The 22439-nt window shown below is 74.1% G+C and carries 23 protein-coding genes and 2 pseudogenes; 9 read left to right on the top strand and 16 right to left on the bottom strand.

The window, feature by feature from the left end; all coding sequences use genetic code 11:
- Positions 1-120 precede the first annotated feature (120 nt).
- Both KME75_RS25800 and KME75_RS25795 read right to left on the bottom strand, forming a co-directional pair.
- A pseudogene (locus KME75_RS25800) lies at positions 121-797 on the bottom strand (response regulator).
- Between the two features lie 58 nt (positions 798-855).
- Positions 856-2091, bottom strand: coding sequence for an ATP-binding protein (locus KME75_RS25795; protein ID WP_372452658.1), 1236 nt, complete (start codon positions 2089-2091; stop codon positions 856-858).
- 125 nt (positions 2092-2216) lie between these two features.
- Between KME75_RS25795 and KME75_RS25790 the strand changes: the two genes are divergently transcribed.
- A complete protein-coding gene (locus KME75_RS25790; protein WP_219417466.1) occupies positions 2217-3479 on the top strand; it encodes a PspC domain-containing protein in 1263 nt (420 codons plus the stop codon).
- The gene (locus KME75_RS25785) at positions 3472-3687 is read left to right on the top strand and encodes a hypothetical protein (RefSeq protein ID WP_219417465.1); all 216 of its coding nucleotides are present in this window, start codon (positions 3472-3474) and stop codon (positions 3685-3687) included. Before KME75_RS25790 ends, KME75_RS25785 begins: the two co-directional genes overlap by 8 nt.
- 111 nt (positions 3688-3798) lie before the next feature.
- Here the strand turns inward: KME75_RS25785 and guaA are convergent, their stop codons facing one another.
- The 3 genes from guaA to guaB form a co-directional block, all read right to left on the bottom strand.
- Positions 3799-5349, bottom strand: coding sequence for a glutamine-hydrolyzing GMP synthase (gene guaA / locus KME75_RS25780; RefSeq protein WP_219417464.1), 1551 nt, complete (start codon positions 5347-5349; stop codon positions 3799-3801).
- Positions 5350-5502: 153 nt separating this feature from the next.
- Complete coding sequence (locus KME75_RS25775; protein ID WP_219417463.1) at positions 5503-6627, bottom strand: GuaB3 family IMP dehydrogenase-related protein; 1125 nt, start codon at positions 6625-6627, stop codon at positions 5503-5505.
- Positions 6628-6674: 47 nt separating this feature from the next.
- On the bottom strand, positions 6675-8180 hold the full coding sequence (guaB, locus tag KME75_RS25770; RefSeq protein ID WP_219417462.1) for an IMP dehydrogenase: 1506 nt from the start codon (positions 8178-8180) through the stop codon (positions 6675-6677).
- Positions 8181-8365: 185 nt separating this feature from the next.
- On the opposite strand from guaB, the gene KME75_RS25765 reads away from it, so the two are divergent.
- Positions 8366-8752, top strand: coding sequence for a DUF5319 domain-containing protein (locus tag KME75_RS25765; RefSeq protein ID WP_219417461.1), 387 nt, complete (start codon positions 8366-8368; stop codon positions 8750-8752).
- A 62-nt stretch (positions 8753-8814) separates the two neighbouring features.
- Here KME75_RS25765 and KME75_RS25760 read toward each other — a convergent pair whose 3' ends face one another.
- The 5 genes from KME75_RS25760 to KME75_RS25740 form a co-directional block, all read right to left on the bottom strand.
- A complete protein-coding gene (locus tag KME75_RS25760) occupies positions 8815-9996 on the bottom strand; it encodes an anti-sigma-D factor RsdA (protein WP_219417460.1) in 1182 nt (393 codons plus the stop codon).
- Positions 9997-10569 carry a sigma-70 family RNA polymerase sigma factor gene (locus KME75_RS25755; protein ID WP_219417459.1) on the bottom strand — a complete coding sequence of 191 codons (573 nt, stop codon included), beginning with the start codon at positions 10567-10569 and terminating at the stop codon, positions 9997-9999.
- Between the two features lie 332 nt (positions 10570-10901).
- The gene (locus tag KME75_RS25750) at positions 10902-11498 is read right to left on the bottom strand and encodes a response regulator transcription factor (protein ID WP_075942692.1); all 597 of its coding nucleotides are present in this window, start codon (positions 11496-11498) and stop codon (positions 10902-10904) included.
- Between the two features lie 166 nt (positions 11499-11664).
- Positions 11665-12612 carry a hypothetical protein gene (locus tag KME75_RS25745; RefSeq protein ID WP_219417458.1) on the bottom strand — a complete coding sequence of 316 codons (948 nt, stop codon included), beginning with the start codon at positions 12610-12612 and terminating at the stop codon, positions 11665-11667.
- A 14-nt stretch (positions 12613-12626) separates the two neighbouring features.
- Positions 12627-13694 (bottom strand): MerR family transcriptional regulator, encoded by a 1068-nt coding sequence (locus KME75_RS25740; RefSeq protein WP_308283074.1) that lies wholly within the window; start codon positions 13692-13694, stop codon positions 12627-12629.
- A gap of 128 nt (positions 13695-13822) precedes the next feature.
- Between KME75_RS25740 and KME75_RS25735 the strand changes: the two genes are divergently transcribed.
- Positions 13823-14149 carry a WhiB family transcriptional regulator gene (locus tag KME75_RS25735; RefSeq protein ID WP_219417457.1) on the top strand — a complete coding sequence of 109 codons (327 nt, stop codon included), beginning with the start codon at positions 13823-13825 and terminating at the stop codon, positions 14147-14149.
- Positions 14150-14252: 103 nt separating this feature from the next.
- Here the strand turns inward: KME75_RS25735 and groL are convergent, their stop codons facing one another.
- Positions 14253-15869 carry a chaperonin GroEL gene (gene groL / locus KME75_RS25730; RefSeq protein ID WP_219417456.1) on the bottom strand — a complete coding sequence of 539 codons (1617 nt, stop codon included), beginning with the start codon at positions 15867-15869 and terminating at the stop codon, positions 14253-14255.
- Between the two features lie 104 nt (positions 15870-15973).
- Positions 15974-16264, bottom strand: coding sequence for a co-chaperone GroES (gene groES / locus KME75_RS25725; protein ID WP_142106560.1), 291 nt, complete (start codon positions 16262-16264; stop codon positions 15974-15976).
- Positions 16265-16510: 246 nt separating this feature from the next.
- Between groES and KME75_RS25720 the strand changes: the two genes are divergently transcribed.
- Both KME75_RS25720 and KME75_RS25715 read left to right on the top strand, forming a co-directional pair.
- Complete coding sequence (locus tag KME75_RS25720; RefSeq protein WP_219417455.1) at positions 16511-18136, top strand: alkaline phosphatase D family protein; 1626 nt, start codon at positions 16511-16513, stop codon at positions 18134-18136.
- Between the two features lie 59 nt (positions 18137-18195).
- Positions 18196-19128: an aldo/keto reductase gene (locus tag KME75_RS25715; protein ID WP_219417454.1), complete on the top strand. Its 933-nt coding sequence runs from the start codon at positions 18196-18198 to the stop codon at positions 19126-19128.
- Here the strand turns inward: KME75_RS25715 and KME75_RS25710 are convergent.
- On the bottom strand, positions 19118-19462 hold the full coding sequence (locus KME75_RS25710; protein ID WP_219417453.1) for an EamA family transporter: 345 nt from the start codon (positions 19460-19462) through the stop codon (positions 19118-19120). The two genes, KME75_RS25715 and KME75_RS25710, sit on opposite strands and share 11 nt — an antisense overlap.
- Before the next feature lie 137 nt (positions 19463-19599).
- Between KME75_RS25710 and KME75_RS45150 the strand changes: the two genes are divergently transcribed.
- Genes KME75_RS45150 through KME75_RS25695 form a run of 3 tightly spaced genes read left to right on the top strand, consistent with a single transcriptional unit; the run spans position 19600 to position 20664 of the window.
- Positions 19600-19998 (top strand): CGNR zinc finger domain-containing protein, encoded by a 399-nt coding sequence (locus tag KME75_RS45150; protein ID WP_219417452.1) that lies wholly within the window; start codon positions 19600-19602, stop codon positions 19996-19998.
- Between the two features lie 31 nt (positions 19999-20029).
- The gene (locus KME75_RS25700; RefSeq protein WP_219417451.1) at positions 20030-20260 is read left to right on the top strand and encodes an AbrB/MazE/SpoVT family DNA-binding domain-containing protein; all 231 of its coding nucleotides are present in this window, start codon (positions 20030-20032) and stop codon (positions 20258-20260) included.
- Positions 20257-20664, top strand: a complete 408-nt coding sequence (locus KME75_RS25695) for a type II toxin-antitoxin system VapC family toxin (protein ID WP_219417450.1) — start codon at positions 20257-20259, stop codon at positions 20662-20664. Before KME75_RS25700 ends, KME75_RS25695 begins: the two co-directional genes overlap by 4 nt.
- A 15-nt stretch (positions 20665-20679) precedes the next feature.
- Here KME75_RS25695 and tsaD read toward each other — a convergent pair whose 3' ends face one another.
- The 3 genes and pseudogenes from tsaD to KME75_RS43640 all read right to left on the bottom strand — a co-directional run.
- On the bottom strand, positions 20680-21717 hold the full coding sequence (gene tsaD / locus KME75_RS25690; RefSeq protein WP_219417449.1) for a tRNA (adenosine(37)-N6)-threonylcarbamoyltransferase complex transferase subunit TsaD: 1038 nt from the start codon (positions 21715-21717) through the stop codon (positions 20680-20682).
- Positions 21714-22208 (bottom strand): ribosomal protein S18-alanine N-acetyltransferase, encoded by a 495-nt coding sequence (rimI, locus tag KME75_RS25685; RefSeq protein WP_219417448.1) that lies wholly within the window; start codon positions 22206-22208, stop codon positions 21714-21716. The genes tsaD and rimI overlap by 4 nt, the downstream gene beginning before the upstream one ends.
- A pseudogene (locus KME75_RS43640) lies at positions 22205-22439 on the bottom strand (tRNA (adenosine(37)-N6)-threonylcarbamoyltransferase complex dimerization subunit type 1 TsaB); the annotation flags it as partial. The pseudogene KME75_RS43640 and the gene rimI, both read right to left, overlap by 4 nt.

Genomic DNA, 22439 nt, shown 5'->3' with positions numbered 1-22439 from the left:
GGGCTCGCCGGCGCCGTCGGCGACACCGTCGGCAGCCTCGCAGGCGGCCTGCTCGGCTGATCCGGCACCGCATCGAGGGCGTCGCCACCGCCGTGGCGGCGCCCTCGGCGTTTCCCGCTCCTACACGAGCCTGCGGTCGGACGCCCAGCGCGACAGCTCGTAGCGGTTGGACAGCTGCGTCTTGCGGAGCACGCTCGACACGTGCGTCTCCACCGTCTTCACCGAGATGAAGAGCTCGCCCGCGATCTCCTTGTAGGCGTAGCCCCGGGCGAGCAGGCGCAGCACGTCGCGCTCCCGGCGGGTGAGCAGGTCGAGCTCCGGTCGCCGGGCGGGGCGGCACCGGGGCGGTCGGAGAAGACGTCGAGCACGAAGCCCGCCAGCCGCGGGGAGAACACCGCGTCGCCGGACTTGACCCGGCGGACGGCGTCGGCCAGCTCGCGGCCGGAGATCGTCTTCGTGACGTAGCCGCGCGCGCCCGCCCGGATGACGGCGATGACGTCCTCGGCCGCGTCGGACACCGACAGCGCCAGGAAGACCACCTCGGGCAGCTCGGGTCGCAGCTGCCGCAGCACCTCCGCGCCACCGCCGTCGGGCATGTGCACGTCCAGCAGGACCACGTCGGGGCGCAGGTGCCGGATCGCGGCCACCGCCTCGTCGACCGATCCGGCCTCGCCCACCACGGTGACGTCGGGGACGTTGCGGTCCAGCTCGGCGCGCACGCCGGAGCGGAACAGGCCGTGGTCGTCGACCAGGAAGACGCGGATCGGCTCGCCTGCGTCGGGAACGGGATCGGTCATCTGGTCGCTTCCTCCTGGGTCCGGGACTCCGGCTGCGCCCGGCGGTCCGCCGGCATGCTCAGGTGAACCTCGGTGCCTTCGCCCGGCGTGGTGCGCAGCCGGACCGCGCCGCCGTGCCGTTCCATCCTGCCGTGCACCGAGTCGGCGAGCCCGTGCCGGTCGGCGGGTACCGTTTCCGGGTCGAACCCGACCCCCCGGTCCCGGACGAACACGTGCACCCGCCATTCCCCGCATCGCCGTCCTCCACCTCGACGTACACGCTGATCTCGTCGACCTTGGCGTGCTTCGCCGCGTTGACCATCGCCTCGCGTGCGGCGAGCACGAGGGCGCGCAGGCCGTCGTCGAGCGTGTGGTCGCCGACGACGATGGGGCGCACGTCGATCGCGTAGGTGTCCTCGACCTCGGCCGCTGCCGTGGTGACTGCGTCGGCCAGGCCGGCGTCGAGCGCCGGGTCCTGAGCCGCCCGTCCGGCCCGGCCGTAGCCGGTGGGCCCGTACAGCCAGTGCCGCAGCTCGCGCTCCTGGGCGCGGGCGAGCCGCTGCACCTCCCGCGGCTGGTCGGACTGCCGCTGGATGAGCGCGAGGGTCTGCAGGACCGAGTCGTGCAGGTGGGCGGCGATCTCCGCCCGCTCGGTCTCCACGATCCGTTCGCGGCGCTCCTCGCCCAGCTCGCGCATCAGCCGCATCCACCACGGCACGGTGATGACCGCGACGCCGACGAGCGTGGCGAGCACGGACAGCAGCGCGAACTGGACCTGCCCGAGCTGGAGGTTCCCGAGGAGGAACACCGCCATCCCGACGATCACGAACGCGGCGCCCGACACGACCCGGATCAACCCGGAGCGCCCGCCGGCGGTGGCCCCGGACCGCGCGCCCTCCGTCCACCGCTTGCGCTGGGACTCGTCGGCCTCCCGCCACACCACGGCCGCACCCGCGGCGGCGACGCCCAGCGGGCCGACGATCCAGCCGACGAACGTGTTGCCTAACGCCGCCGCGGCGAGGCCGACGCCGACGCCGAGCGCCGCGAGGCCGAGCGCCTGCTGGCGCTCGATCCGCCCGATGGTGCGGGCGGGATCGTCCTGCTCCTGCTTCACGAAGATCCACAGCAGCCCGTAGGCCAGCGCGCCGATGGCGTTCATGCCCGCCAGCACGACGAACGCCGCGCGCACCCAGAGCACGTTGACGCCGAGGTGGTCGGCCACTCCCCCGGCCACGCCCGCGACGAAGTGGCCGCTGCGCCTGCGCACGAGCGGAGGCGCGGGCCGCGGGCGGGTGGAGGGCACGGACGCTGTCACGGTTCCATGGTCACACGGTGCGAACGCCTGCGGCATCGGGGAAACTTCCGGGCCGGCTCGGGGCCATCCCCCATGTGCGGGTGCCACGGCGGGGCGCACGCTGTGGTCAAGGAGGTGTGACTGCGATGAACCGCGCTGACGTGCAGGGCACGTTACGGGAGATGTGGGAGACGCGGCCGGCACGAGCCCGCGCCGACCGGCAGGTGGCCGGCGTGGCCGCGGGCATCGCGCGCCGCTATGACATCGACCCGGTCCTCGTGCGGGTCGGCTTCGTCGTGGCGGCGTTCTCCGGGATCGGGGCGGCGCTCTACGTCGCGGGCTGGATCCTGCTGCCGGAGGAGCCGCGCGGATCCGGGACGCCCGCGCGCGGCCGGGTGCCGCGGACCATCATGCTGGCCGGGCTGGCGATCGCCACCGTCTTCACGGTGGAGTCGCTGTTCCGCGGCGACCTGCAGAACCTGCTGCCGCTGCTGGCCGTGGGCGCGCTGCTGTTCCTGCTGCACCGCAGCCGGAGGGACCGCGGCCCGGTCGAAGCGACGCCGGGCGCCGCCCCGGCGACGGCCGGACCGGAGACCACCGCCACGGCGGCGGAGGCGCGCACCGTCGCGACCCCGGCGGGGCCGTCGCTGCGCAAGGAGGAGCCGACCCACGAGCCCGCCCCGGCGCCGCCGTCCTGGGACCCGCTGGGCGCGGCCCCGTTCGCCTGGGACCTCCCCGAGCCGTCACCCCCGCCGCCCCCCGCGCCCCGGCGCAGGGCGCCGGTCACGGGCGTCACCCTGGGCCTCGCGCTGGTCGCCACGGCCGTCACCACCGTCGTGATGCTGGTGGCCGGTGGGCTGTCGCTGGCCGGCCTGCCGGTGCTGTTCGGGGTGCCGCTCGCGGTGCTCGGCGCCGGTCTGGTCGTCGGGGCGTTCCTCCGGGCGGGTCGCGGTCTGATCCCGATCGCGCTGGTGCTGTCCGCCCTGACGTGGGCGGTGGTGTCCGCCCCGCTGGACCGTTGGCAGGGCAACGGCTTCGGCGAGCTGCGGGCCGCCCCGACCACGGTGGCGGAGGTCCGGCCGAGCTACGAGCGCACGGCGGGTGACATCCGGCTCGACCTGCGCGCGGTGGACCTCGCGGTGCCACCCGGGGGCAACTCGGCAGCGCTGCGGCCGAGGATCTCGCTCGGTGCCGGGAACGTGGAGGTTCTGGTCCCCCCGAACGCCGACGTCACGCTGGACGCCACCGCCGGCGTCGGCAGCGTCGCCTTCGGCGATCGCGAGGTGTCGGGTCCGGGTTCCCGGATCCAGGTGACCGACGACCTCGGCGCGGACGGCGTCCGCTCGGGTCGGGAGCTCGTCCTGCTCATCGAGGCGGGCGCGGGAGACGTGGAGGTGCGACGTGGCTGAGCGGGACGAGAAGGGCGTGCGGCGGCGTGGCCCCGACCCGATGACGCTGCTGATCGGGGTGCTGTCGCTGGGCATCGCGGCCGGCGCATTCGCGGGTGAGCTGCCGTCGCTCTCGGGGTTCGACGCGCGCTGGCTCTTCGCGGCCGGGGCCGCACTGGCCGGGCTGCTGCTGCTGGTCGGGAGCCTGCGCGGCCGCGGCCAGAACTGACTGACGTCGGTGGTCGGGGAGCCACCGAGGGGCCGCGTGGGGAGCGGCGGCCACGAAGAAGGGCGACATCCGGGTGGGGACCCGGGTGTCGCCCTCGTCGTCAGGCGCGTGCTACTCCCACTCGATGGTGCCCGGCGGCTTGCTCGTGACGTCGACGACGACCCGGTTGACCTCCGCCACCTCGTTGGTGATGCGCGTGGAGATGCGCTCGAGGACGTCGTAGGGCAGGCGCGTCCAGTCGGCGGTCATGGCGTCCTCGCTGGACACCGGGCGCAGCACCACGGGGTGCCCGTAGGTGCGGCCGTCGCCCTGCACGCCGACGCTGCGGACGTCGGCGAGCAGCACCACCGGGCACTGCCAGATCTCACGGTCCAGGCCGGCGTAGGTGAGCTCCTCGCGGGCGATCGCGTCGGCGGCGCGCAGCGTCTCGAGCCGGTCGGCCGTGACCTCACCGATGATCCGGATGCCGAGCCCCGGCCCGGGGAACGGCTGGCGCTGCACGATCGTCTCGGGCAGGCCCAGCTCGGCACCGACCCGGCGCACCTCGTCCTTGAACAGCGCGCGCAGCGGCTCGACCAGCGCGAACTCGATGTCGTCCGGGAGCCCGCCCACGTTGTGATGGCTCTTGATCGTGGCGGTGCCGGAGCCGCCGCCGGACTCGACGACGTCCGGGTACAGGGTGCCCTGGACGAGGAAGCCGACGTGCTCCTGCTCGGCGACCTCGGCCGTCGCGGCCTCGAAGACCCGGATGAACTCCCGGCCGATGACCTTGCGCTTCTCCTCGGGGTCGGTGACCCCGGCGAGCGCGTCGAGGAACCGCTCGCGCGCGTCGACGGTGTGCAGCTTGGCACCGGTGGCGGCCACGAAGTCGCGCTCCACCTGCTCGCGCTCACCGGCGCGCAGCAGGCCGTGGTCGACGAAGACGCAGGTGAGCCGGTCGCCGATGGCCCGCTGGACGAGCGCGGCCGCCACCGCCGAGTCTACCCCGCCGGACAGCCCACAGATCGCGTGACCGTCGCCCACCTGGGCCCGCACCGCGGCGACCGTGTCGTCGATGATCGAGGACGTGGTCCAGCCCGGCGTGACGCCCGCGACGTCGTGCAGGAAGCGGCGCAGCACCTCCTGCCCGTGCGGGGAGTGCCCGACCTCGGGGTGGTACTGCACGCCGGCGAGCCGCCGCTCGGTGTCCTCGAACGCGGCGACGGCCGCCCGCTCCGACGACGCCGTGACGGTGAACCCCTCGGGGGCGCGCACGACGGAGTCGCCGTGGCTCATCCACACCGGGTGCCGCCCGGGCAGCCCACCGTGCAGGGCGCCCGCCGCGTCGCACACGGTGAGCTCGGTGCGCCCGTACTCGCGCGTGCCGTCCGGGGCGACCTCGCCGCCCAGCGCCCGTGCCATCGCCTGGAACCCGTAGCAGAGCCCGAGCACCGGGATGCCGGTGGCGAACAGCTCGGGGTCGACGCTCGGCGCGCCCGGCTCGTACACGCTGGACGGGCCGCCCGACAGGATCAGCGCGGCGGGCTTGCGGGCCACGATCTCGTCCACCGGGGTGTCGCCGGGAACGATCTCGGAGTACACCTGGGCCTCCCGCACGCGGCGGGCGATGAGCTGGGCGTACTGGGCCCCGTAGTCGACGACGAGGACGGTGGGCGGTTGCACGCCACCAGGGTAAACGTCTCTGCGCGGGCGCCGGGGACCGCACGACGGACGTCACTGCGCGAAGGCGCCCACCCGCCGCCGTGTTGCAGCACAGCCACTTTCACGCAACCGGGTGGCAGGAAAGTGGCTTTGCAGCAATCCGCGGCCGGTTGTTCAGCCCCGGACCGTGAGGCCCACGCGCTGGAACTCCTTGAGGTCGCTGTAGCCCGTCTTCGCCATCGCCCGCCGCAGCGCCCCGAACAGGTTGACCGTGCCGTCGGGCACCGCGCTCGGGCCGAACAGCACCGTCTCCAGGTCCAGCTCGCCGGGCCCGAACCCGGTGATCTCGGACCGGGGCAGCGACGGGTGGGCGGCGGCCGAGGTCCAGTACAGGCCCTGCCCCGGCGCCTCGGCGGCCTCGGCGAGCTGCTCCCCCAGCATCACGGCGTCGGCGCCGCACGCGATCGCCTTGGCCACGTCGCCGGAGCCGAACATCCCGCCGTCGGCGATGACGTGGACGTAGCGGCCGCCGGTCTCGTCCAGGTAGTCCCGCCGGGCGGCGGCGGCGTCGACGATCGCGGTGGCCATCGGCACACCGATGCCGAGCACGTCGTCGGTGGTGGTGGCCGAGGACTCCCCGTACCCGACGATCACGCCGGCCGCGCCGGTGCGCATGAGGTGCATCGCGGTGCGGTAGTCACCGACGCCACCGGCCACGACGGGGACGTCGAGGGAGTTGATGAACTCCTTGAGGTTCAGCGGCTCCCCACCGGACACGTGCTCGGCGGAGACGATCGTGCCCTGCACGACGAGGATCTCCACGCCTGCGGCGAGCAGGTCGGGAGTCAGCTCACGGGCGTGCTGCGGGCTGACCCGGGCCGCCACCGTGACGCCGGCCTCGCGCACCGTCTTGAGCGCCTCGGCCAGCAGAGCGTGCTGGATCGGCGCTGCGTGCAGCTCCTGCAGCAGCTGCAGCGCCGCCGTCGGGTCGTCGTCGGTGGCGGCGTCGCGCACCCGCTCCAGAGCGCCGTCGGCGTCGGCGTGCCGCGCCCACAGGCCCTCGGCGTTGAGCACCGCGAGCCCACCGAGCTGGCCGATCCGCACGGCGCTCGCCGGCGACACGATCGCGTCCGTCGGGTGGGTCACCAGCGGGATCCCGAACGGGTACGCGTCGAGCTGCCAGGCGGTCGAGACCTCCTGGGAGCTCCGCGTCCGCCGGGACGGCACGATCTCGACCTGCGACAGGTCGTAGCTTCGACGGGCCTCCCGGCCCATCCCGATCTCCACGAGGTCACGCACGGGTGACCAGAGTAGAGATCGGGTCGGCGAGCAGTGCCGATGGGGCGCTATCGCGCCGCGTAGTTGGGCGCCTCGACGGTCATCGTGATGTCGTGCGGGTGGCTCTCCTTGAGCCCCGCCGCGGTGATCCGCACCAGCTGGGCCTGCTGGAGCTGCTCGATGGTCTGCGCTCCCGCGTAGCCCATTCCGGAGCGCAGCCCGCCGACGAGCTGGTGCACGACCAGCGCCAGCGGCCCGCGGAACGGGGTGCGTCCCTCGATGCCCTCGGGCACGAGCTTGTCCTCGCTGAGCACGTCGTCCTGGGCGTAGCGGTCCTTGGAGTAGGACTTCGCGTCGCCGCGCGACTGCATCGCCCCGAGCGACCCCATGCCGCGGTAGGTCTTGAACTGCTTGCCGCCCACGAGGATCAGCTCGCCGGGCGACTCCGCGGTGCCCGCGAGCAGGCTCCCGAGCATCACGGTGGATGCGCCCGCCGCGATGGCCTTGGAGATGTCACCGGAGTACTGGATGCCGCCGTCGCCGATCACCGGGACGCCCGCGGCCGCGCAGGCCTGCGCGGCCTCGTAGATCGCGGTGATCTGCGGCGCGCCGACGCCCGCCACCACCCGCGTGGTGCAGATCGAACCGGGCCCGACGCCGACCTTGACCGCGTCCGCCCCGGCCTCGACGAGCGCCGCGGCCCCGGCCCGGGTGGCGACGTTGCCGCCGACCACGTCGACGCCGTGGCCCACCTCGGCCTTCAGCTTGGCGACCGTCTCCAGCACCCGCCGGGAATGCCCGTGCGCGGTGTCGACCATCAGGACGTCCACGCCGGCGTCGACCAGGTGCATCGCGCGGGCGTACCCCTCGTCGCCCACGCCCACCGCCGCCGCGACGACGAGCCGCCCGTCGGGGTCCTTCGTGGCGAGCGGGTACTTCTCGGTCTTGTTGAAGTCCTTGATCGTGATGAGCCCGCGCAGGATGCCGCCGCCGTCGACGATCGGCAGCTTCTCGAGCTTGTGGCGCCGCAGCAGACCCAGCGCGGCCTCCGCCGTGACGCCGACCTGGGCGGTCACCAGCGGCGCGTGCGTCATCACCTCGTGGACGGGGCGGGAGTGGTCCATCTCGAACCGCATGTCGCGGTTGGTGATGATGCCGACGAGGCGCCCGCCCCCGTCGGTGACCGGTACCCCGGAGATGCGGAACTTGGCACACAGCGCGTCGACGTCGGCGAGGGTGGCGTCCGGCGAGCACGTGACCGGATCGGTCACCATCCCGGCCTCCGACCGCTTGACCACCTCCACCTGCGCGGCCTGCTCCTCGGGGGCGAGGTTGCGGTGCAGCACGCCGAGGCCGCCGGCCCGGGCCATCGCGATGGCCATCCGGGACTCGGTGACCGTGTCCATCGGGGAGGAGACGATCGGCACTCGCAGCCGTACGCGCCGGGTGACCTGGGTGCCCGTGTCGACGCTGCTCGGTACGACGTCGGACTCTGCGGGCAGCAGCAGTACGTCGTCGAAAGTCAGTCCCAGCATCGCGAACTTCGGGGGGAGTCCTGCGGTCTCGCTCGTCATCGCGCCCATCCTGTCCTGCCTGGCCCGGTCATACCTGCACAGCCGTCCTCTGACCGCGGTGACCCGTTCCAGCCATCGTATCTTTGGCGCAGGGGCGGGTCGCGCAGGTCGCGCCGAGTCCGTGCCCACACTCGGTCACCGGTCCCGCGGTGCGGAGGGCCGATCCGGGGCACGGTGCGGGTATCGTGGGGCGCGTGTCACCAGATGCGCTGCCGCCGGACCCGTTCGCCGGTGATCCGCACGACCCCGCGCTGTCGCTGGACGGCCCGGAGACCGGCGACCAGGATGCGCTGACCGAGGCCGAGCGCGACGAGGTGGTGGCCGACCTGGCCGACCTCGCCGTGTACCAGGCGCTCCTGGAGGGCCGCGGCGTCCGCGGGATCGTCGTCGACTGCGGCGACTGCGGCGAGCAGCACTTCCACGAGTGGAGCCTCCTGCGGGCGAGCCTGCAGCAGCTGCTCGACGAGGGCCAGATGCGGCCGCACGAGCCGGCTTTCGACCCCGATCCGGCCAGCTACGTCACGTGGGAGTACTGCCGTGGGTACGCCGACGCGGTGCTGTCCGACACCTGACACCCCGACCACTCGAAACGGCCCCCGATCCGGACGGATCGGGGGCCGTTGTCGTTGCCGCCTCAGCTCGGGGTGGCTGAGCTGGAACCCGACGCGGTGGGCGCGCTGCTCGGCGCGGCGCCACCGCCTCCAGGTGCGGCACCCGTGCTCTGCCCGGGCGTGGTGGTGGTCTCGTCGGGCGTGCCCTCCGGCGTGGCGGACGGGCTCGACCCGCCGTCGCTGGTGGCAGGGCCGCCCTCGTCGTTCGGCGAGGGCGTCGGCTGCGTGCTGGGCTCCGGGTTGCCCTGCGCCGGCGACGACGGGTCGTCGGCCGGGCCGCTCCGCACGTCGACCTCAGGGCTCGGCGACGGGGTGGCGGACCCCGCCCCGCTGTCGGACGGCGCGGGGCTCGCCGGGACGACGGGCGCTGGGGTGCCCGTGACCGGGCTGTTCGTGGGCGGCACCGGCTGCTGTGTCGTGTCGGCCGGCTGCCCCGTGGCAGCACCCGGGGGCACCCGCCTCGACGGGTCCGAGGCGAGGGGTGCGCTCGGGTTCGCCGGCTGGCCCGGAGGGGTCTCCGCCGCCTTCGCGGCGAGGAACTCCTGCACCTCGGCGAGCTCGACGCGGCCCTCCTCGGGCCGGACCGTCTCCAAGCTCACCTCGGCCTGCTGGAGCTCCTGCGCGGCGAGCACCGGCTGCCCGGCGACGAGCGCCTCCTTGGCCTTGGCGATGTGGGTCTCCACCCGCACGGCGGCTTCCACCGACTCGGCGCGCTCGCTGTAGAGCACCTTCGTGACGCCCCACAGCACGTCGTCCGGCTCGGCGTTGTACGAGCTCACGGAGACGCCGCCGATGGCGAGTACGAGGAACGCGGCGGCCGCCGCCACCGGCGCCAGGTACCGGCCGCGACGGCGCGGCTGAGCGGCCGTCACGGTGGCCACGGCGGTGTCCAGGTCGACGAGTTCGGGGATCGGGTCGGCGTCGACCTCGGCCTTCCAGGAGGCGAGGATCGCGGCCACCCGGTCGTCGGCGTCGTAGCCGCTCACGCCGGGCGCCGACACGGACATGCCGGCTGCGAGAGCGTTGATCAGCTCGTCGTCGGCCTGGACCGCGACCAGGTCGACGGGCTCCTCGATCTCGTCGAAGCGGACGGGGCGGGTGTGCATGTGCCCCGGCCGACTGCCGTTGGTGCCGTTGGTGCCGTTGCCACCGTGGTGCCCGGGCCCGAAGGGGTTCACGCCGGAGCCGTGCCCGTTGTCACGCACTCAGACCACCTCCTCCTCTGGCATCGACTTGCGCAGCCGGGCCAGCGCCCGGTGCTGTGCCACCCGGACGGCACCGGGTGTGGAACCCACTGCCTCGGCGGTCTCCTCGGCCGACAGCCCCACCACCACGCGCAGGACCAGTATCTCTCGTTGTTTCTCGGGCAGCTTGTCGAGCAGCCGGCCCATCTCGCCGGACAGTTCGACGCGCAGCGCGCGCTGCTCGGGTCCGTCGGCGGACTCGACCGCGTCCGGCACGTCCGCGACCGGCTCCGACCGGTTGCGGGTGGCGGCGCGGTGCGCGTCGATCACCTTGTGCGACGCGATGCCGTAGACGAAGGCCAGGAACGGACGCCCCTGGACGCGGTACCCGGGCAAGGCCGTGAGCACGGCCAAACACACCTCCTGCGCGACGTCGTCCGCCGAGACGGACGATCTGTCCATCCGGCCGAGTCGCGCTCGGCAGTAGCGCACGACCAGCGGCCGGATGATGGCGAGCACGTGCCCCACCGCTCCGGCGTCCCCCGTCATAGCGCGGGCCACCAGCTCGTCGGGAACGTCTGTCGTGTCACTCATCGGGCATGGTCGTCCGGGCGTTACGGAACATCTTCTTCATCATCCGTTCGTGAGGCCGATCACGGAGTGTGCTCAACCGTGTCCCCAGCTCGGACCACCGTAGCGAAGCCGCGCACTGAGCCGGATGGCCTCCTCACGGAAAGAGGACGCGCCTAGCCCTTCGGCGTTGCGGAGAAGATGCGCCGACCACCCGATCGGAGGGTCGGCAGGGCCGCGGGACGTGGACACCGCGGCGAGCGGGGCGTGGCTGCGCGCGGCAGCCACGTCGCCCGTCGGGACCCGGGCCGTTCCGGCCCGGGGTCGTGCAGATCACACAGCTGCTAGAGGAAGGATCAGGAGACGAGGCCGCGACGGAAGCCGTGGGCCACCGCCTGCGCACGGTCGCGAACGCCGAGCTTGCGGAACAGCCGCCGCGCGTGGGTCTTGACCGTGTCCTCGGACAGGTAGAGCTCACGGCCGATCTGCCCGTTGCTCTTGCCCTGGCTCATGCCGCGCAGCACCTGGAGCTCGCGCTCCGTGAGCTGCACGCCGGGATCGGTGGGAGCCCGGGGAGTGGGCACCGCAGTGCTCGCGAGCGTGTGCGCGAGCGCGGCCACCAGTTCGGGACGCGAGGCGTCCCACCGGAGGTATCCGCGCGCACCGCCGGCGATGGCCGCCGCGATGCTGCCCGCGTCGTCGGGGGCGCCGAACACGATCACGTTCGCCTGCGGGTGAGCGGCCACCAGCCGCCGCGTGGCCTCGACCCCGGTGGGCACCGCACGCTGGGTGCCGACCAGGACCACGTCGACCGGCTGCCGGGAGAACCGGGCCAGCAACTCGTCCCCGTGCGCAACGCAATCGATCCGGTGCACCCCCGGCACCGCGGACATCACGCGGGTCAGGCCTTCGCGGACGCTGCGACGATCGTCACAGATGAGTACCGTCGTCACGACGATTCCTTCCTGCAGCTTCCTGCAGCCGGGTGATGTATCACTCGTCATATCGGCGGGTGACAGGTTCACCTTGACACGATCAGGGCCGGTTTGTGCCCTCCATTCGGGAGTGTTGCGCCAAGCGGCACTCGTCATGTGGGTGACGTGGGACCGAATGGAGTAATTACGTTACCCGGAGCCGCCTGGGCAACCACACCGACTCCCCCATAAGGCGGTTGCCAATCGGGTCAGTTCTGCCCTCGATGACGCTCAACGTGGCCATCGCGGCGTGTCGTCGGCGTGGCGCGTCCCTCGACCGGTCTCGCACCGATCGGTGCGACGTTCCGTCCGCTCGCTCGTTTGCACCACCGCCCCCCGTCCGGGGCACCGGAAGGCCGGGGAACCGGTCGAGGAGATCAGCGGTGGCGAGCCGCGCCGGCCAGGTCAGCGGGAGAAGACCGTGCCGCTCGGCCGCGCCTCCTGCCGCGTCCAGCTCCGCCACCGCAGCGGCGGGGTCACCACCCGCCGCCGCGTCCGCGACGGCGAGCACGATCCGGGACTTGAGCACGTGACGCACGGAGCCGCCGGCACGCGCGGCGGCGAGGGCCTGCCGTGCGGGGTCGAGCGCATCGGCCGCATCCCCGCGCAGCAGCGCCAGCTCCGCGCGGACCCAGCCGGCCCGGGTCACCGGCCGCCATGACGGGTGCGCGTCCCCCAGCGCGGCCGCGGCGTCGAGGCACCGCTGCGCGCCGGAGTGGTCGAGGGTGCCCACGGCGTCGGCGGCGAGCCCCACCAGCGCGTCGATGCGCGCGGCGCAGGCGTCGGTGCCGTCCGGGTCGGGCACTCCGGGCCCCGCCGCGCACGCGAGGCGCAGGCCGAGCGCGTCGTACCGCCGCGCGGCGGCGTGCCCGCCGAGCTGGCGCCGGTGCGCCGCGAGGGTGACGGCGGCGTGCGCGGCGACCGCGGCCGGGACCGCCGGGTCTGCGAGCAGCTTTCCGAGGATCGTGGCCGCGCCCGCATACCGGCCCTGCCCGCCGAGCGCCACCGCCACCTGCCAGCGCTCGGCCGCCGATGCCTCCAGCCGCACGCGCACCCGCGCACCGGGCCGCCGCCCGAAGGCGGCCTCCCGCACCGGGGTTCCCGTGTTCAGACCAGCACCGCATCGGCCAGGGCCGCCGCGGCCTGCCCGAGCGCATCGAGCCGGACGGTGCGCGGGGGCAGCGGCCGGGCCGCCCACCCGGGGCCGGCGACGAACGTCCGGAACCGGGGACGGGTGCGTGGCAGCGACCGCAGCGCGTCGACGTCGGCGGTGTCGGCGACCTGCGCCCAGAGCACGATCGCCGCGGGCGCGGTGCGCCGGACGGCGGCCCGCAACGCCTCGGCCGGCAGGTTCGCGCCCAGGGAGCGGACGGGGACGCCCCGCTCGGCCAGCGCGGCGGACAGAACCACCAGCGGCAGCGTGTGCTGCTCATCGGGCATCGCCGCCATCAGCACCGGCCGGGCGTCGGACGCATCCGGGGCCGCACCGCCACGCGCCCCGAACACTCCGATGACGCACTCGCTGAGCAGGTGCTCGATCTCGACGCCCGCCCCGGTGTGCGCCCAGCGCTCGGCCACGGCGGCCAGCACGGGCCGGGCGACCTCGTCCCACGCCGGCTCGACGCCCAGCGCGGCGACCGCGTCGGCGAGCAGCCCGCGGACCGCGGAGGCATCCAGCGCCAGCGCGGCCCTGCCGAGACCGGTGGCGCGCCTGCCCGCTCCGGGCAGCCGCAGGACGTTGCCCCCGACCCGGATCCGCGCGTCGGGCGCTCCGCCGTTCGGCGCCGGGTCGGCCATCGCGTCTGCCTGTGCATCGGCCGCCCGCAGCTGACGCGACGCGCTGCCGTGCCCGTCCACCCCGCGGCCGGGCAGGTGGGAGGTGAGCGCGTAGCGGGCGGCGTCGGCCGGCGAGACCCCTCGGACCAGGGCGTGCTGCATGAGCTCGAGCCGCGCGATGTCGTGGGAGGAGTAGCGCCGGTGCCGGCCCGGGCTGTGGTCCGTGGGACCGATGCCGTAGCGCCGGTCCCAGGTGCGCAGGGTGGCAGGCGCGATCCCGAGCCTGCGGGCGGCGGCCGCCACGCTCAACCGGGGCTCCAGGTCGTCCTGTCGGGCGGTCGGGGTCAGCACGCGCGCGCCGGCGCCGGAACCGCCGGACGTCGACGGGTCGGCCTGCACGCGCCCATCGTGGTGGTCCGCCGCCCGCCGGGCAAGCCCAGTTCCCTGTACGAACAGTGTTTGGCGCGTTTTACTGGTGGGCACTCCAGGGCCGTCGCGGCACCTTTCGACACCAGGGCGGGACGAACATGGCGGACACGCGGAGGCTTCCGGTACCGGTCACCGAGGTCTGGGAATGGCAGCTGCGGGCCGAGTGCCGGGGCATGGACAGCGCCTTCTTCTTCCACCCGGAGAACGAGCGCGGCCCGGCCCGGGCCGATCGGGAGGCGCGGGCCAAGGACGTGTGCATGCGCTGCCCGGTGCTCGAGCAGTGCCGCACCCATGCACTGGCCGCCCACGAGCCCTACGGCGTCTGGGGCGGGCTGTCGGAGGCCGAACGCGACGAGATCATCCGCAACAGCCGGGGGCGCAGCCTGCGCGTCGCACCGCACGAGGGGCCGCGAGTCGGGGCCTGAGTGCCGGCGAGTCGCACCCTTCGTGCCCGCGAGTCGAGCAGGGCCGGAACACGAGGCGGGCCGCCCCCGAGGGGACGGCCCGCCGTCGTTCGTGCGACTCGGGTCAGTGCCCGTGCCCGTGCCCGTGGCCCGCGGCAGCCGGAGCGGGCGGCTCCGGCTTGTCGACGACGGAGCTCTCGGTGGTGAGCACCATCCGCGCGATCGACGCGGCGTTGACCACCGCGGAGCGGGTGACCTTGACCGGGTCGATGACGCCGTCGGCCAGCAGGTCGCCATAGCGCAGCGAGCTGGCGTTGAAGCCGTGGCCCCACTCCTGCTCGGCCACCTTGCTCACGACGACCGAGCCCTCGAGCCCGCCGTTGGCGGCGATCCAGTACAGCGGCGCGGTGAGCGCCTGGCGGACCACCGCGACACCCGTGGCCTCGTCACCGGTGAGGCCGATGCCGCCCTCCAGAGCCTTGGCGGCCTGCACCAGCGCCGAACCACCGCCGGGGACGATGCCCTCCTCGACGGCGGCGCGGGTGGCCGAGACGGCGTCCTCGATGCGGTGCTTGCGCTCCTTGAGGGCGGTCTCGGTGGCGGCGCCCGCCTTGATGACGGCGACGCCGCCGGACAGCTTCGCCAGCCGCTCCTGCAGCTTCTCCCGGTCCCAGTCCGAGTCGGTGTTCTCGATCTCGGCCTTGAGCTGGGCGATGCGCCCGTCGACGGCGTCCTTGGTGCCGGCGCCCTCGACGAGGGTGGTGGCGTCCTTCGTGACGACGGCGCGGCGGACCTTGCCCAGCAGGTCCAGCCCGGCCTCGGACAGCTTGAGCCCGACCTCCGGGTTGATGACCGTGCCACCGGTGGCGACCGCGAGGTCGTCCATGAAGGCCTTGCGGCGGTCGCCGAAGAACGGCGACTTGACCGCGGCGACCTTGACGGTCTTGCGGATCGAGTTGACCACGAGGGTGGACAGGGCCTCGCCCTCGACGTCCTCGGCCACGATCAGCAGCGGCTTGCCGTCGGCCAGCACCTTCTCCAGCAGCGGGAGCAGGTCGGCGATCGCGCTGATCTTGTCGCGGTGCAGCAGGACGTAGGCGTCCTCCAGCACGGCCTCCATCGACTCGGAGTCGGTGACGAAGTACGGCGAGAGGTAGCCCTTGTCGAACTGCAGGCCCTCGGTGATCTCCAGCTCGGTGGCGAGCGTGGAGCCCTCCTCGACGGTGATGACGCCGTCGGTGCCGACCTTCTCGAGCGCCTCGCTGATCAGGGCGCCGATCTCCTCCTCGCGGGAGGCGATGGTGCCGACCTGGGCGATGGCCTTGCCCTCGACGGGGATGGCCTTCTCCTTGAGCACCTCGGCCACCTTCTCGGCGGCCTCGGCAATGCCCCGGCCCAGGGCGGTGGGGTTGGCGCCCGCCGCGACGTTGCGCAGGCCGGCGGCGACCATGGCCTGCGCGAGGACGGTGGCGGTGGTGGTGCCGTCGCCTGCGACGTCGTTGGTCTTGGTGGCGACGGTCTTCGCGAGCTGGGCGCCCAGGTTCTCGAACGGGTCTTCCAGGTCGATCTCGCGTGCGATGGTGACGCCGTCGTTGGTGACGGTCGGCCCACCGAACTTCTTGTCCAGCACGACGTGGCGGCCGCGCGGGCCGAGGGTCACCTTGACCGCGTCGGCCAGCTGGTTCACCCCGCGCTCGAGCGCGCGGCGCGCGGTCTCGTCGAAGCTGATCTGCTTCGGCATCCGGGTTTCTCCTGGTGTCCTTGGAGCAGTACGCGCCGCCGCCCCGGCAGCCCGCCGGTCGACGGACCACCGGGGCGGCGGTTTCTACTGCGTTGCGAGGTGCGTCAGTTGACGACCGCGAGCACGTCGCGCGCGGAGAGGATCAGGTACTCCTCGCCGTTGTACTTGACCTCGGTGCCGCCGTACTTCGAGTAGATGACGACGTCGCCGACGTTGACGTCCAGCGGGACGCGGTTGCCATTGTCGTCGATCCGGCCCGGGCCGACCGCCAGGACCTTGCCCTCCTGCGGCTTCTCCTTGGCGGTGTCCGGGATGACGATGCCGGACGCGGTTGTGGTCTCCGCCTCGCTGGCCTGGACGACGATCTTGTCCTCGAGCGGCTTGATGTTCGCCACGACGATGACCTCCCCTTCCTGGGGTACGTGCTGTGCTGACGTGATCTGGGTCGACAGCCATCGGGCGTCCCGTCGTCGCGGGTGCCGGAACGTCCGGGCCGTGCGATTGGCACTCTACCCGGGAGAGTGCCAACGGCTCAACGCAGGTGACCCTCCAGATGGGTGTGTCCAACGCTTCCCCACCGTTCACCCGGTCGTGAGTCGGCCGCCATCCCTCGCTCGGACGGGTGACGAACGCTGCGAGCCGTGACTCCGGACGCTTCCTCCACCGCACCCTCCCCCACCCCCCGTTCCCGCCCGAGCAGGCGCGCCGTCCTGCGGACCGGCCTCGTCGCCGGTGCGGCGCTCGCCGTGCCCGGCACCGTGCTCCCCGCCGTCGCCGGCGTCGCCTCGGCCGGCCCGGCCGCACCCCGGGGCAACCCGTTCACGCTCGGGATCGCCTCCGGGGAGCCCGCCCCGGACGGGATGGTGCTGTGGACGCGCCTGGCGCCCGACCCGCTGGCCGAGGACGGGCTCGGCGGGATCGGCGGCCGGTACACCGACGTCGAGTGGGAGATCGCCGCCGACGAGGGGTTCCGGCAGGTCGTGCGCCGCGGCGTGGAGACGACCGGGCCGGAGCTGGGGCACAGCGTCCACGTCGAGCTCGCGGGCCTGAAGGCGGGCCGGGAGTACTTCTACCGGTTCCGGGCGGGCACGGAGCTCTCCCCGACCGGCCGGACGCGCACCTCCCCGCCCGGCTCGGCGATGCAGCCGCTCACGATGTGCTTCACCTCGTGCTCCCAGTACGAGCACGGCTTCTTCACCGCCTACGCGCGCCTCGCGGAGGACGAGCCGGACCTGGTGCTGCACCTGGGCGACTACCTCTACGAGTACACCGCCGACGACTACGTGGCGCCCGGCGGCAACGTCCGCGACCACGTCGGCCCGGAGATCGAGACGCTCGCGAACTACCGGCAGCGGCACGCCCAGTACAAGACCGACGCCGACCTGCAGGCCGCCCACGCGGTGGCGCCGTGGCTCGTGGTGTGGGACGACCACGAGCTCGACAACAACTGGGCCGACGAGGTGTACGAGAACCCCGAGACGCCGCAGCCGAACTTCCGCGCCCGCCGCGAGCACGCGTTCCGCGCCTACTGGGAGAACATGCCGCTGCGGGCCGCGCAACGCCCGAACGGCATCGACATGCGCCTGTACCGCCGCGTCGGCTGGGGCGGCATGGCGAACTTCCACATGCTCGACACGCGCCAGTACCGCAGCGACCAGCCGTGCGGCGACGAGTTCAACACCGACTGCGCGGAGCGCACCGACCCGAGCCGCTCGCTGCCGGGATCGGAGCAGGAGCGCTGGATCGCCGAGGGCTTCGCGGCCTCGCGCGCCCGGTGGGACGTGCTGGGCCAGCAGGTGTTCTTCTCACAGGTCGACTTCACCCCCGGCGAGGGCCGCGGCTTCAACCCCGACGCGTGGGACGGTACGCCTGCCTCGCGCGACCGGGTGATCGACTCGTGGACCGAGGCGAAGGGGCGCAACCTCGTCGTCCTCACCGGCGACGTGCACGCGCACTGGGCCGCCGACGTGAAGCGGCGCTTCGACGACCCGGAGGCGCCGGTGGTCGGCAGCGAGCTCGTCTCGTCGTCGATCACCTCGGGCGGCGACGGCTCGGAGACGCGGGAGGACACGGCGGCCCACCTCGCCGAGAACCCGCACATCCGCTTCTACAACAACCGGCGGGGGTACGTCCGCACGCGCTTCACGGCCACCGAGATGACGGCCGACTTCCGGGCGCTGCCCTACGTGCAGCGGCCCGGCGCGCCGGTGGAGAGCCGCGCGACGTTCGTCGTGGAGGACCGCAGGCCGGGCCTGCAGGAGGCGTGAGCCGGACGGGGGCCGGGTCCCCACCGCCCGCGCCCCCGTCCGCCCGTAGGCTCCGCCACATGGCCCAGCTCGGTACCAGCGATCTCGACGTCTCCCGGCTCTGCCTCGGCGGCAACGTCTTCGGCTGGACGGCGGACCGGGAGACCTCGTTCGCCGTCCTCGACGCCTACGCCGCCGCCGGCGGAAACTTCGTCGACACCGCCGACTCCTACTTCTGGCGCGCCCCCGGCAACACCGGCGGGGAGTCGGAGACGGTCATCGGCGAGTGGATGGCCGCCCGCGGCAACCGCGATGCCATGGTCATCGCCACGAAGGTGGGCTCCTGGCCGGAGCGCCCGGGCCTGTCGACGAAGAACATCGCCGCGGCCGTCGACGACTCGCTGCGCAGGCTGCGGACCGACCGGATCGACCTCTACTACGCGCACAAGGACGACCCGGACACCGCGCAGGAGGAGACGCTCGACGCGTTCGACGGGCTGGTGAAGGCGGGCAAGGTCCGCGCGATCGGCGCATCGAACTTCACCGCCGAGCGCCTGAGGTCGGCGCTGGAGGTCTCCGCCCGCGACGGCCTCGCGTCGTACGTGGCCCTGCAGCCGCACTACAACCTGCTGGAGCGCGCCGAGTTCGAGACCTCCCTCGCGCCGCTGCTCGAGGCGGAGGGGCTCGCCTGCCTGCCGTACTTCGGGCTGGCCAGGGGCTTCCTGACCGGCAAGTACCGCCCGGGCACCGACGTGGACAGCCCGCGGGCGGAGGGCGCGCGGGCCTACCTGGACGACCGCGGCCTCGCGGTGCTCGCCGTGCTCGACGAGATCGCCGCCGGGCACGAGGTGCCGGTGGCGGCCGTGGCGCTGGCCTGGCTGGCCGCCCAGCCGACCGTGACCGCACCCATCGCCAGCGCACGCACCCCCGAGCAGCTCGCCGACCTGCTGCCGGTGCTGGAGCTGCAGCTCACCGACGACGAGATCCGGCTCCTCTCGCACGTCAGCGGGTGATGGCGGCCGGGGCGGACCGCCCGGCCCGGTTCAGCAGGACGGCGCCGATCACCGTGACCGCCAGCCCGGCGAGCGTCTGCGGCGCCGGCGGCTGGCCGAGCACCGGCACCGCGAGCACCGCCGTCACCGGCGGGACGAGGTAGAGCAGTCCACTCGTGGCCGCCCCGGTGCCCCGGCGCAGCAGGACGAACAGCAGCACCACGGCGACCACCGAGTTCACGACCGCGAGCCACGCCAGCGCCCCGACCCCGGCCGAGGTCTGCGGCAGCGCCGGCACGCCCTCGGTCAGGAGCGCGAGCGGCGCCACCACGACCGCGGCGGCGAGCAGCTGCACGGCGCCGTCGACCCCCGGGCCACGGCGCTCGCGCGGCGACCGCGGCGGCGGCCAGCAGCAGGCCCGCGACCAGGAACCGCCACGTGGTGAGCGCGAGCGGCGGGACGCCGGCGGTACCGATGGCCCCCGATCAGGCGGTGACCGATGGCGACGCCGCCGACGCGCGGGGCCTGCGGGAGACCCTGCGCCCGCTGACGCGCGCGGCCCTGCACCGGACGCCCGCGTCCGCCTGGGCCCTGCGCGATCTGCAGCGCCGGCTCGACGCGGACGTGCCGCTGCGGGTCGGCGCGCGCGACGGCAGGCCCGCCGTCGCGCCGCCGCCGACCGTGGCCGCGGCGCTGGCCCGCGTGGCCCGGCAGGCGCTGGAACACCTCGCCGGCCCGGAGGCGGGGCAACTGGGCGCATGCGCCGCGGACGACTGCGGGATGGCGTTCCTCGACCCGGGCGGACGCCGCCGCTGGTGCGCCCCGGAGCGCTGCGGCGTGCGATCCCGGGTGCGTGCCCACCGGGATCGAGCCCGCGCCGCCCAGCGTTGACCTCCAGAGTAGGAATTCCTACCATAGAAGTATGAAGGCCGTGGTGTCGGAGAAGGGCCAGGTGACGATCCCGAAGCAGGTTCGCGATCGCCTGGGGATAGAGCCCGGTCAGGAGCTCGACTTCACTGACGAGGACGGCCGACTCGTCGCGCGCAAGGTGCAGGACCGCAATCCGCTCGACGCGGTGTACGGCCTGCTCGACCTGCGTGGCGGCACCGACGCGTATCTCGACGACCTTCGCGGTCCCGTCGAGCTCCCGTGATCACCGCAGTCGATACGAACGTCCTGATCGACGTGTTCGCGGGCGATGCCCGGTTCGGACCGGGATCCCGGGATGCCCTGGAGCGCGCGCGGAACGAAGGCGCGTTGGTGCTGTCGGACGTGGTCTGGGCGGAGACCGTTGCCGCATTCGGCGAACCCGATGCCGCAGAGGCCGCGATCGCCACGCTCGGCGCCACGTTCAGCGCGCCGACCAGGGAGGCAGGCACCGCGGCGGCGACCGCCTGGCGGGCCTACCGCACGGCGGGCGGGCCTCGCTCCCGTGTGGTGAGCGATTTCCTCGTCGGCGCGCACGCCCTGGTGCAGGCCGACCGGCTGCTCACCCGCGACCGCGGGTTCTACCGCCGCTACTTCAGCGGCCTGACCGTTCTGGACCCGACGGCCTGACGTCGGGCGGGCCCGTCAGCCCACCAGGACCTCGGTGACCGGGAGCGCAGAGTCGGCGGGCAGTTCCAACCGCGAGGCCGGGGCCCCGGCGGCGAGCAGGTGCGCCCCGAGCGCGGCGACCATCGCCCCGTTGTCGGTGCACAGCCCCGGGCGCGGCACCCGCAGCGCGATCCCGGCCGCGTCGCAGCGCTCCTGCGCGAGCTCCCGCAGCCGCGAGTTCGCTGCCACGCCCCCGCCGAGGAGCAGCGTGTCCATCCCGCGCTCGCGGGCGGCGCGCACGGCCTTCGCGGTGAGGACGTCGACCACCGCCTCCTGGAAACTCGCGGCGACGTCGGCCAGCGGGACCGCCTCCCCGGCGCGCTCCAGCGCCTCGACGTGCCGCGCGACGGCCGTCTTCAGGCCGGAGAAGGAGAAGTCGAACGGGGCATCACGGGGGCCGGTGAGCCCGCGCGGGAACGCCACCGCGGCGCGGTCCCCGTCGCGGGCGGCGCGGTCGATGTGCGGGCCGCCGGGGAACGGAAGCCCGAGCAGCCGGGCGACCTTGTCGAACGCCTCGCCCGCCGCGTCGTCGATCGTGGCGCCCAGCGGGGCAACCGGGCCGGCGAGGTCGGGCACCTCGAGCAGGCTGGAGTGCCCGCCGGAGACCAGCAGCGCGAGGCACGGCGGCAGCGGCCCGTGCTGCAGCGTGTCGACGGCGACGTGCGCCGCCAGGTGGTTCACCCCGTACAGCGGCACGTCCCAGGCCGCGGCGTAGGCCTTCGCCGCCGCGACGCCCACGAGCAGCGCGCCGGTGAGCCCCGGCCCGGCCGTGACGGCCACGGCCTCGACGTCGCGCCCCGTGACACCCGCCGTCGCCAGCGCCCGGTGCACCGCCGGGACCATCGCCTGCAGGTGCGCCCGGGACGCCACCTCGGGGACCACACCGCCGAAGCGGGCGTGCTCCTCCACCGACGACGCGATCTCGTTCGCGAGCAGCACCGGCCCGCCCGGCTCGACGCGGACGATCCCGACGCCGGTCTCGTCGCAGGAGGTCTCGATACCGAGGACGATCATGGGCGAGGCTCCCGTCGCATCGTGTGGGCGTCGGCGCCGCTGGGCCGGTAGTAGCGCTTGCGGAGGCCGACGACGACGAACCCCTCGGCCTCGTAGAGCGCGCGGGCCGCGTCGTTGTCCGTGCGGACCTCGAGGAACACCGTGGCGGCCGCCGCATCGGCGACCTCGAGCAGGTCGCGCAGGAGCGCCCGGCCGATCCCGCGGCGCTGGTGGGCCGGGTCGACCCCGATCGTGTGGATCTCGGCCTCGGCGTGCGGCGGGGCCGCGACGAACGCGATGCCGGCATAGCCGACCAGCAGGTCGCCGTCGCGTGCGGTGCCGATGCGCTCTCCGCTGACGCTCCGTGCGGCCACGTAGTGGTGGCCCGCCCGCAGCTCCTCCCGGAAGGCGCGCTCGCTCCACGGGTCGTCGCCCGGGAACAGCAGCTTCTCGAGCTCGGCGCAGCGGGCGGCGTCGGACTCGCGCAGCACGTCCAGGTGGATCGTGGTCATCCGGCGCTCACCCGCTTGCGGGCGCCCGGCTCCACGGCGTCGGGACGGCGCAGGTAGAGCGGCTCGAGCGGGCCCGGCGCGGCCCCGGACAGCAGCGCGTCCGCCGCCACCGCGACCAGCCCGGCGGGCGACGGCGACTCCGGGCCGCGTACCGGAGGGCCGAGCAGCCCCGCGGAACCGCCCGCCGCGGCGACGGCGCCCAGCTCCGCCACGCGCTCGGCCGCCGCGGCG

The organism is Pseudonocardia nigra, from assembly GCF_019396355.1.
In the GTDB taxonomy this organism is placed as follows: Bacteria; Actinomycetota; Actinomycetes; order Mycobacteriales; family Pseudonocardiaceae; genus Pseudonocardia; species Pseudonocardia nigra.
This window is presented reverse-complemented; position numbering and strand designations above follow the sequence as displayed.

Bases quoted from the DNA above. Each gene is read 5' to 3' on its own strand.
- KME75_RS25790 (WP_219417466.1), top strand. From the start codon at position 2,217: ATGAACCGCGCTGACGTGCAGGGCACGTTACGGGAGATGTGGGAGACG.
- guaB (WP_219417462.1), bottom strand. From the start codon at position 8,180: ATGACGAGCGAGACCGCAGGACTCCCCCCGAAGTTCGCGATGCTGGGA.
- KME75_RS25755 (WP_219417459.1), bottom strand. From the start codon at position 10,569: ATGAGTGACACGACAGACGTTCCCGACGAGCTGGTGGCCCGCGCTATG.
- KME75_RS25735 (WP_219417457.1), top strand. From the start codon at position 13,823: ATGGCGGACACGCGGAGGCTTCCGGTACCGGTCACCGAGGTCTGGGAA.
- groL (WP_219417456.1), bottom strand. From the start codon at position 15,869: ATGCCGAAGCAGATCAGCTTCGACGAGACCGCGCGCCGCGCGCTCGAG.
- KME75_RS25715 (WP_219417454.1), top strand. From the start codon at position 18,196: ATGGCCCAGCTCGGTACCAGCGATCTCGACGTCTCCCGGCTCTGCCTC.
- KME75_RS25700 (WP_219417451.1), top strand. From the start codon at position 20,030: ATGAAGGCCGTGGTGTCGGAGAAGGGCCAGGTGACGATCCCGAAGCAG.
- tsaD (WP_219417449.1), bottom strand. From the start codon at position 21,717: ATGATCGTCCTCGGTATCGAGACCTCCTGCGACGAGACCGGCGTCGGG.
- rimI (WP_219417448.1), bottom strand. From the start codon at position 22,208: ATGACCACGATCCACCTGGACGTGCTGCGCGAGTCCGACGCCGCCCGC.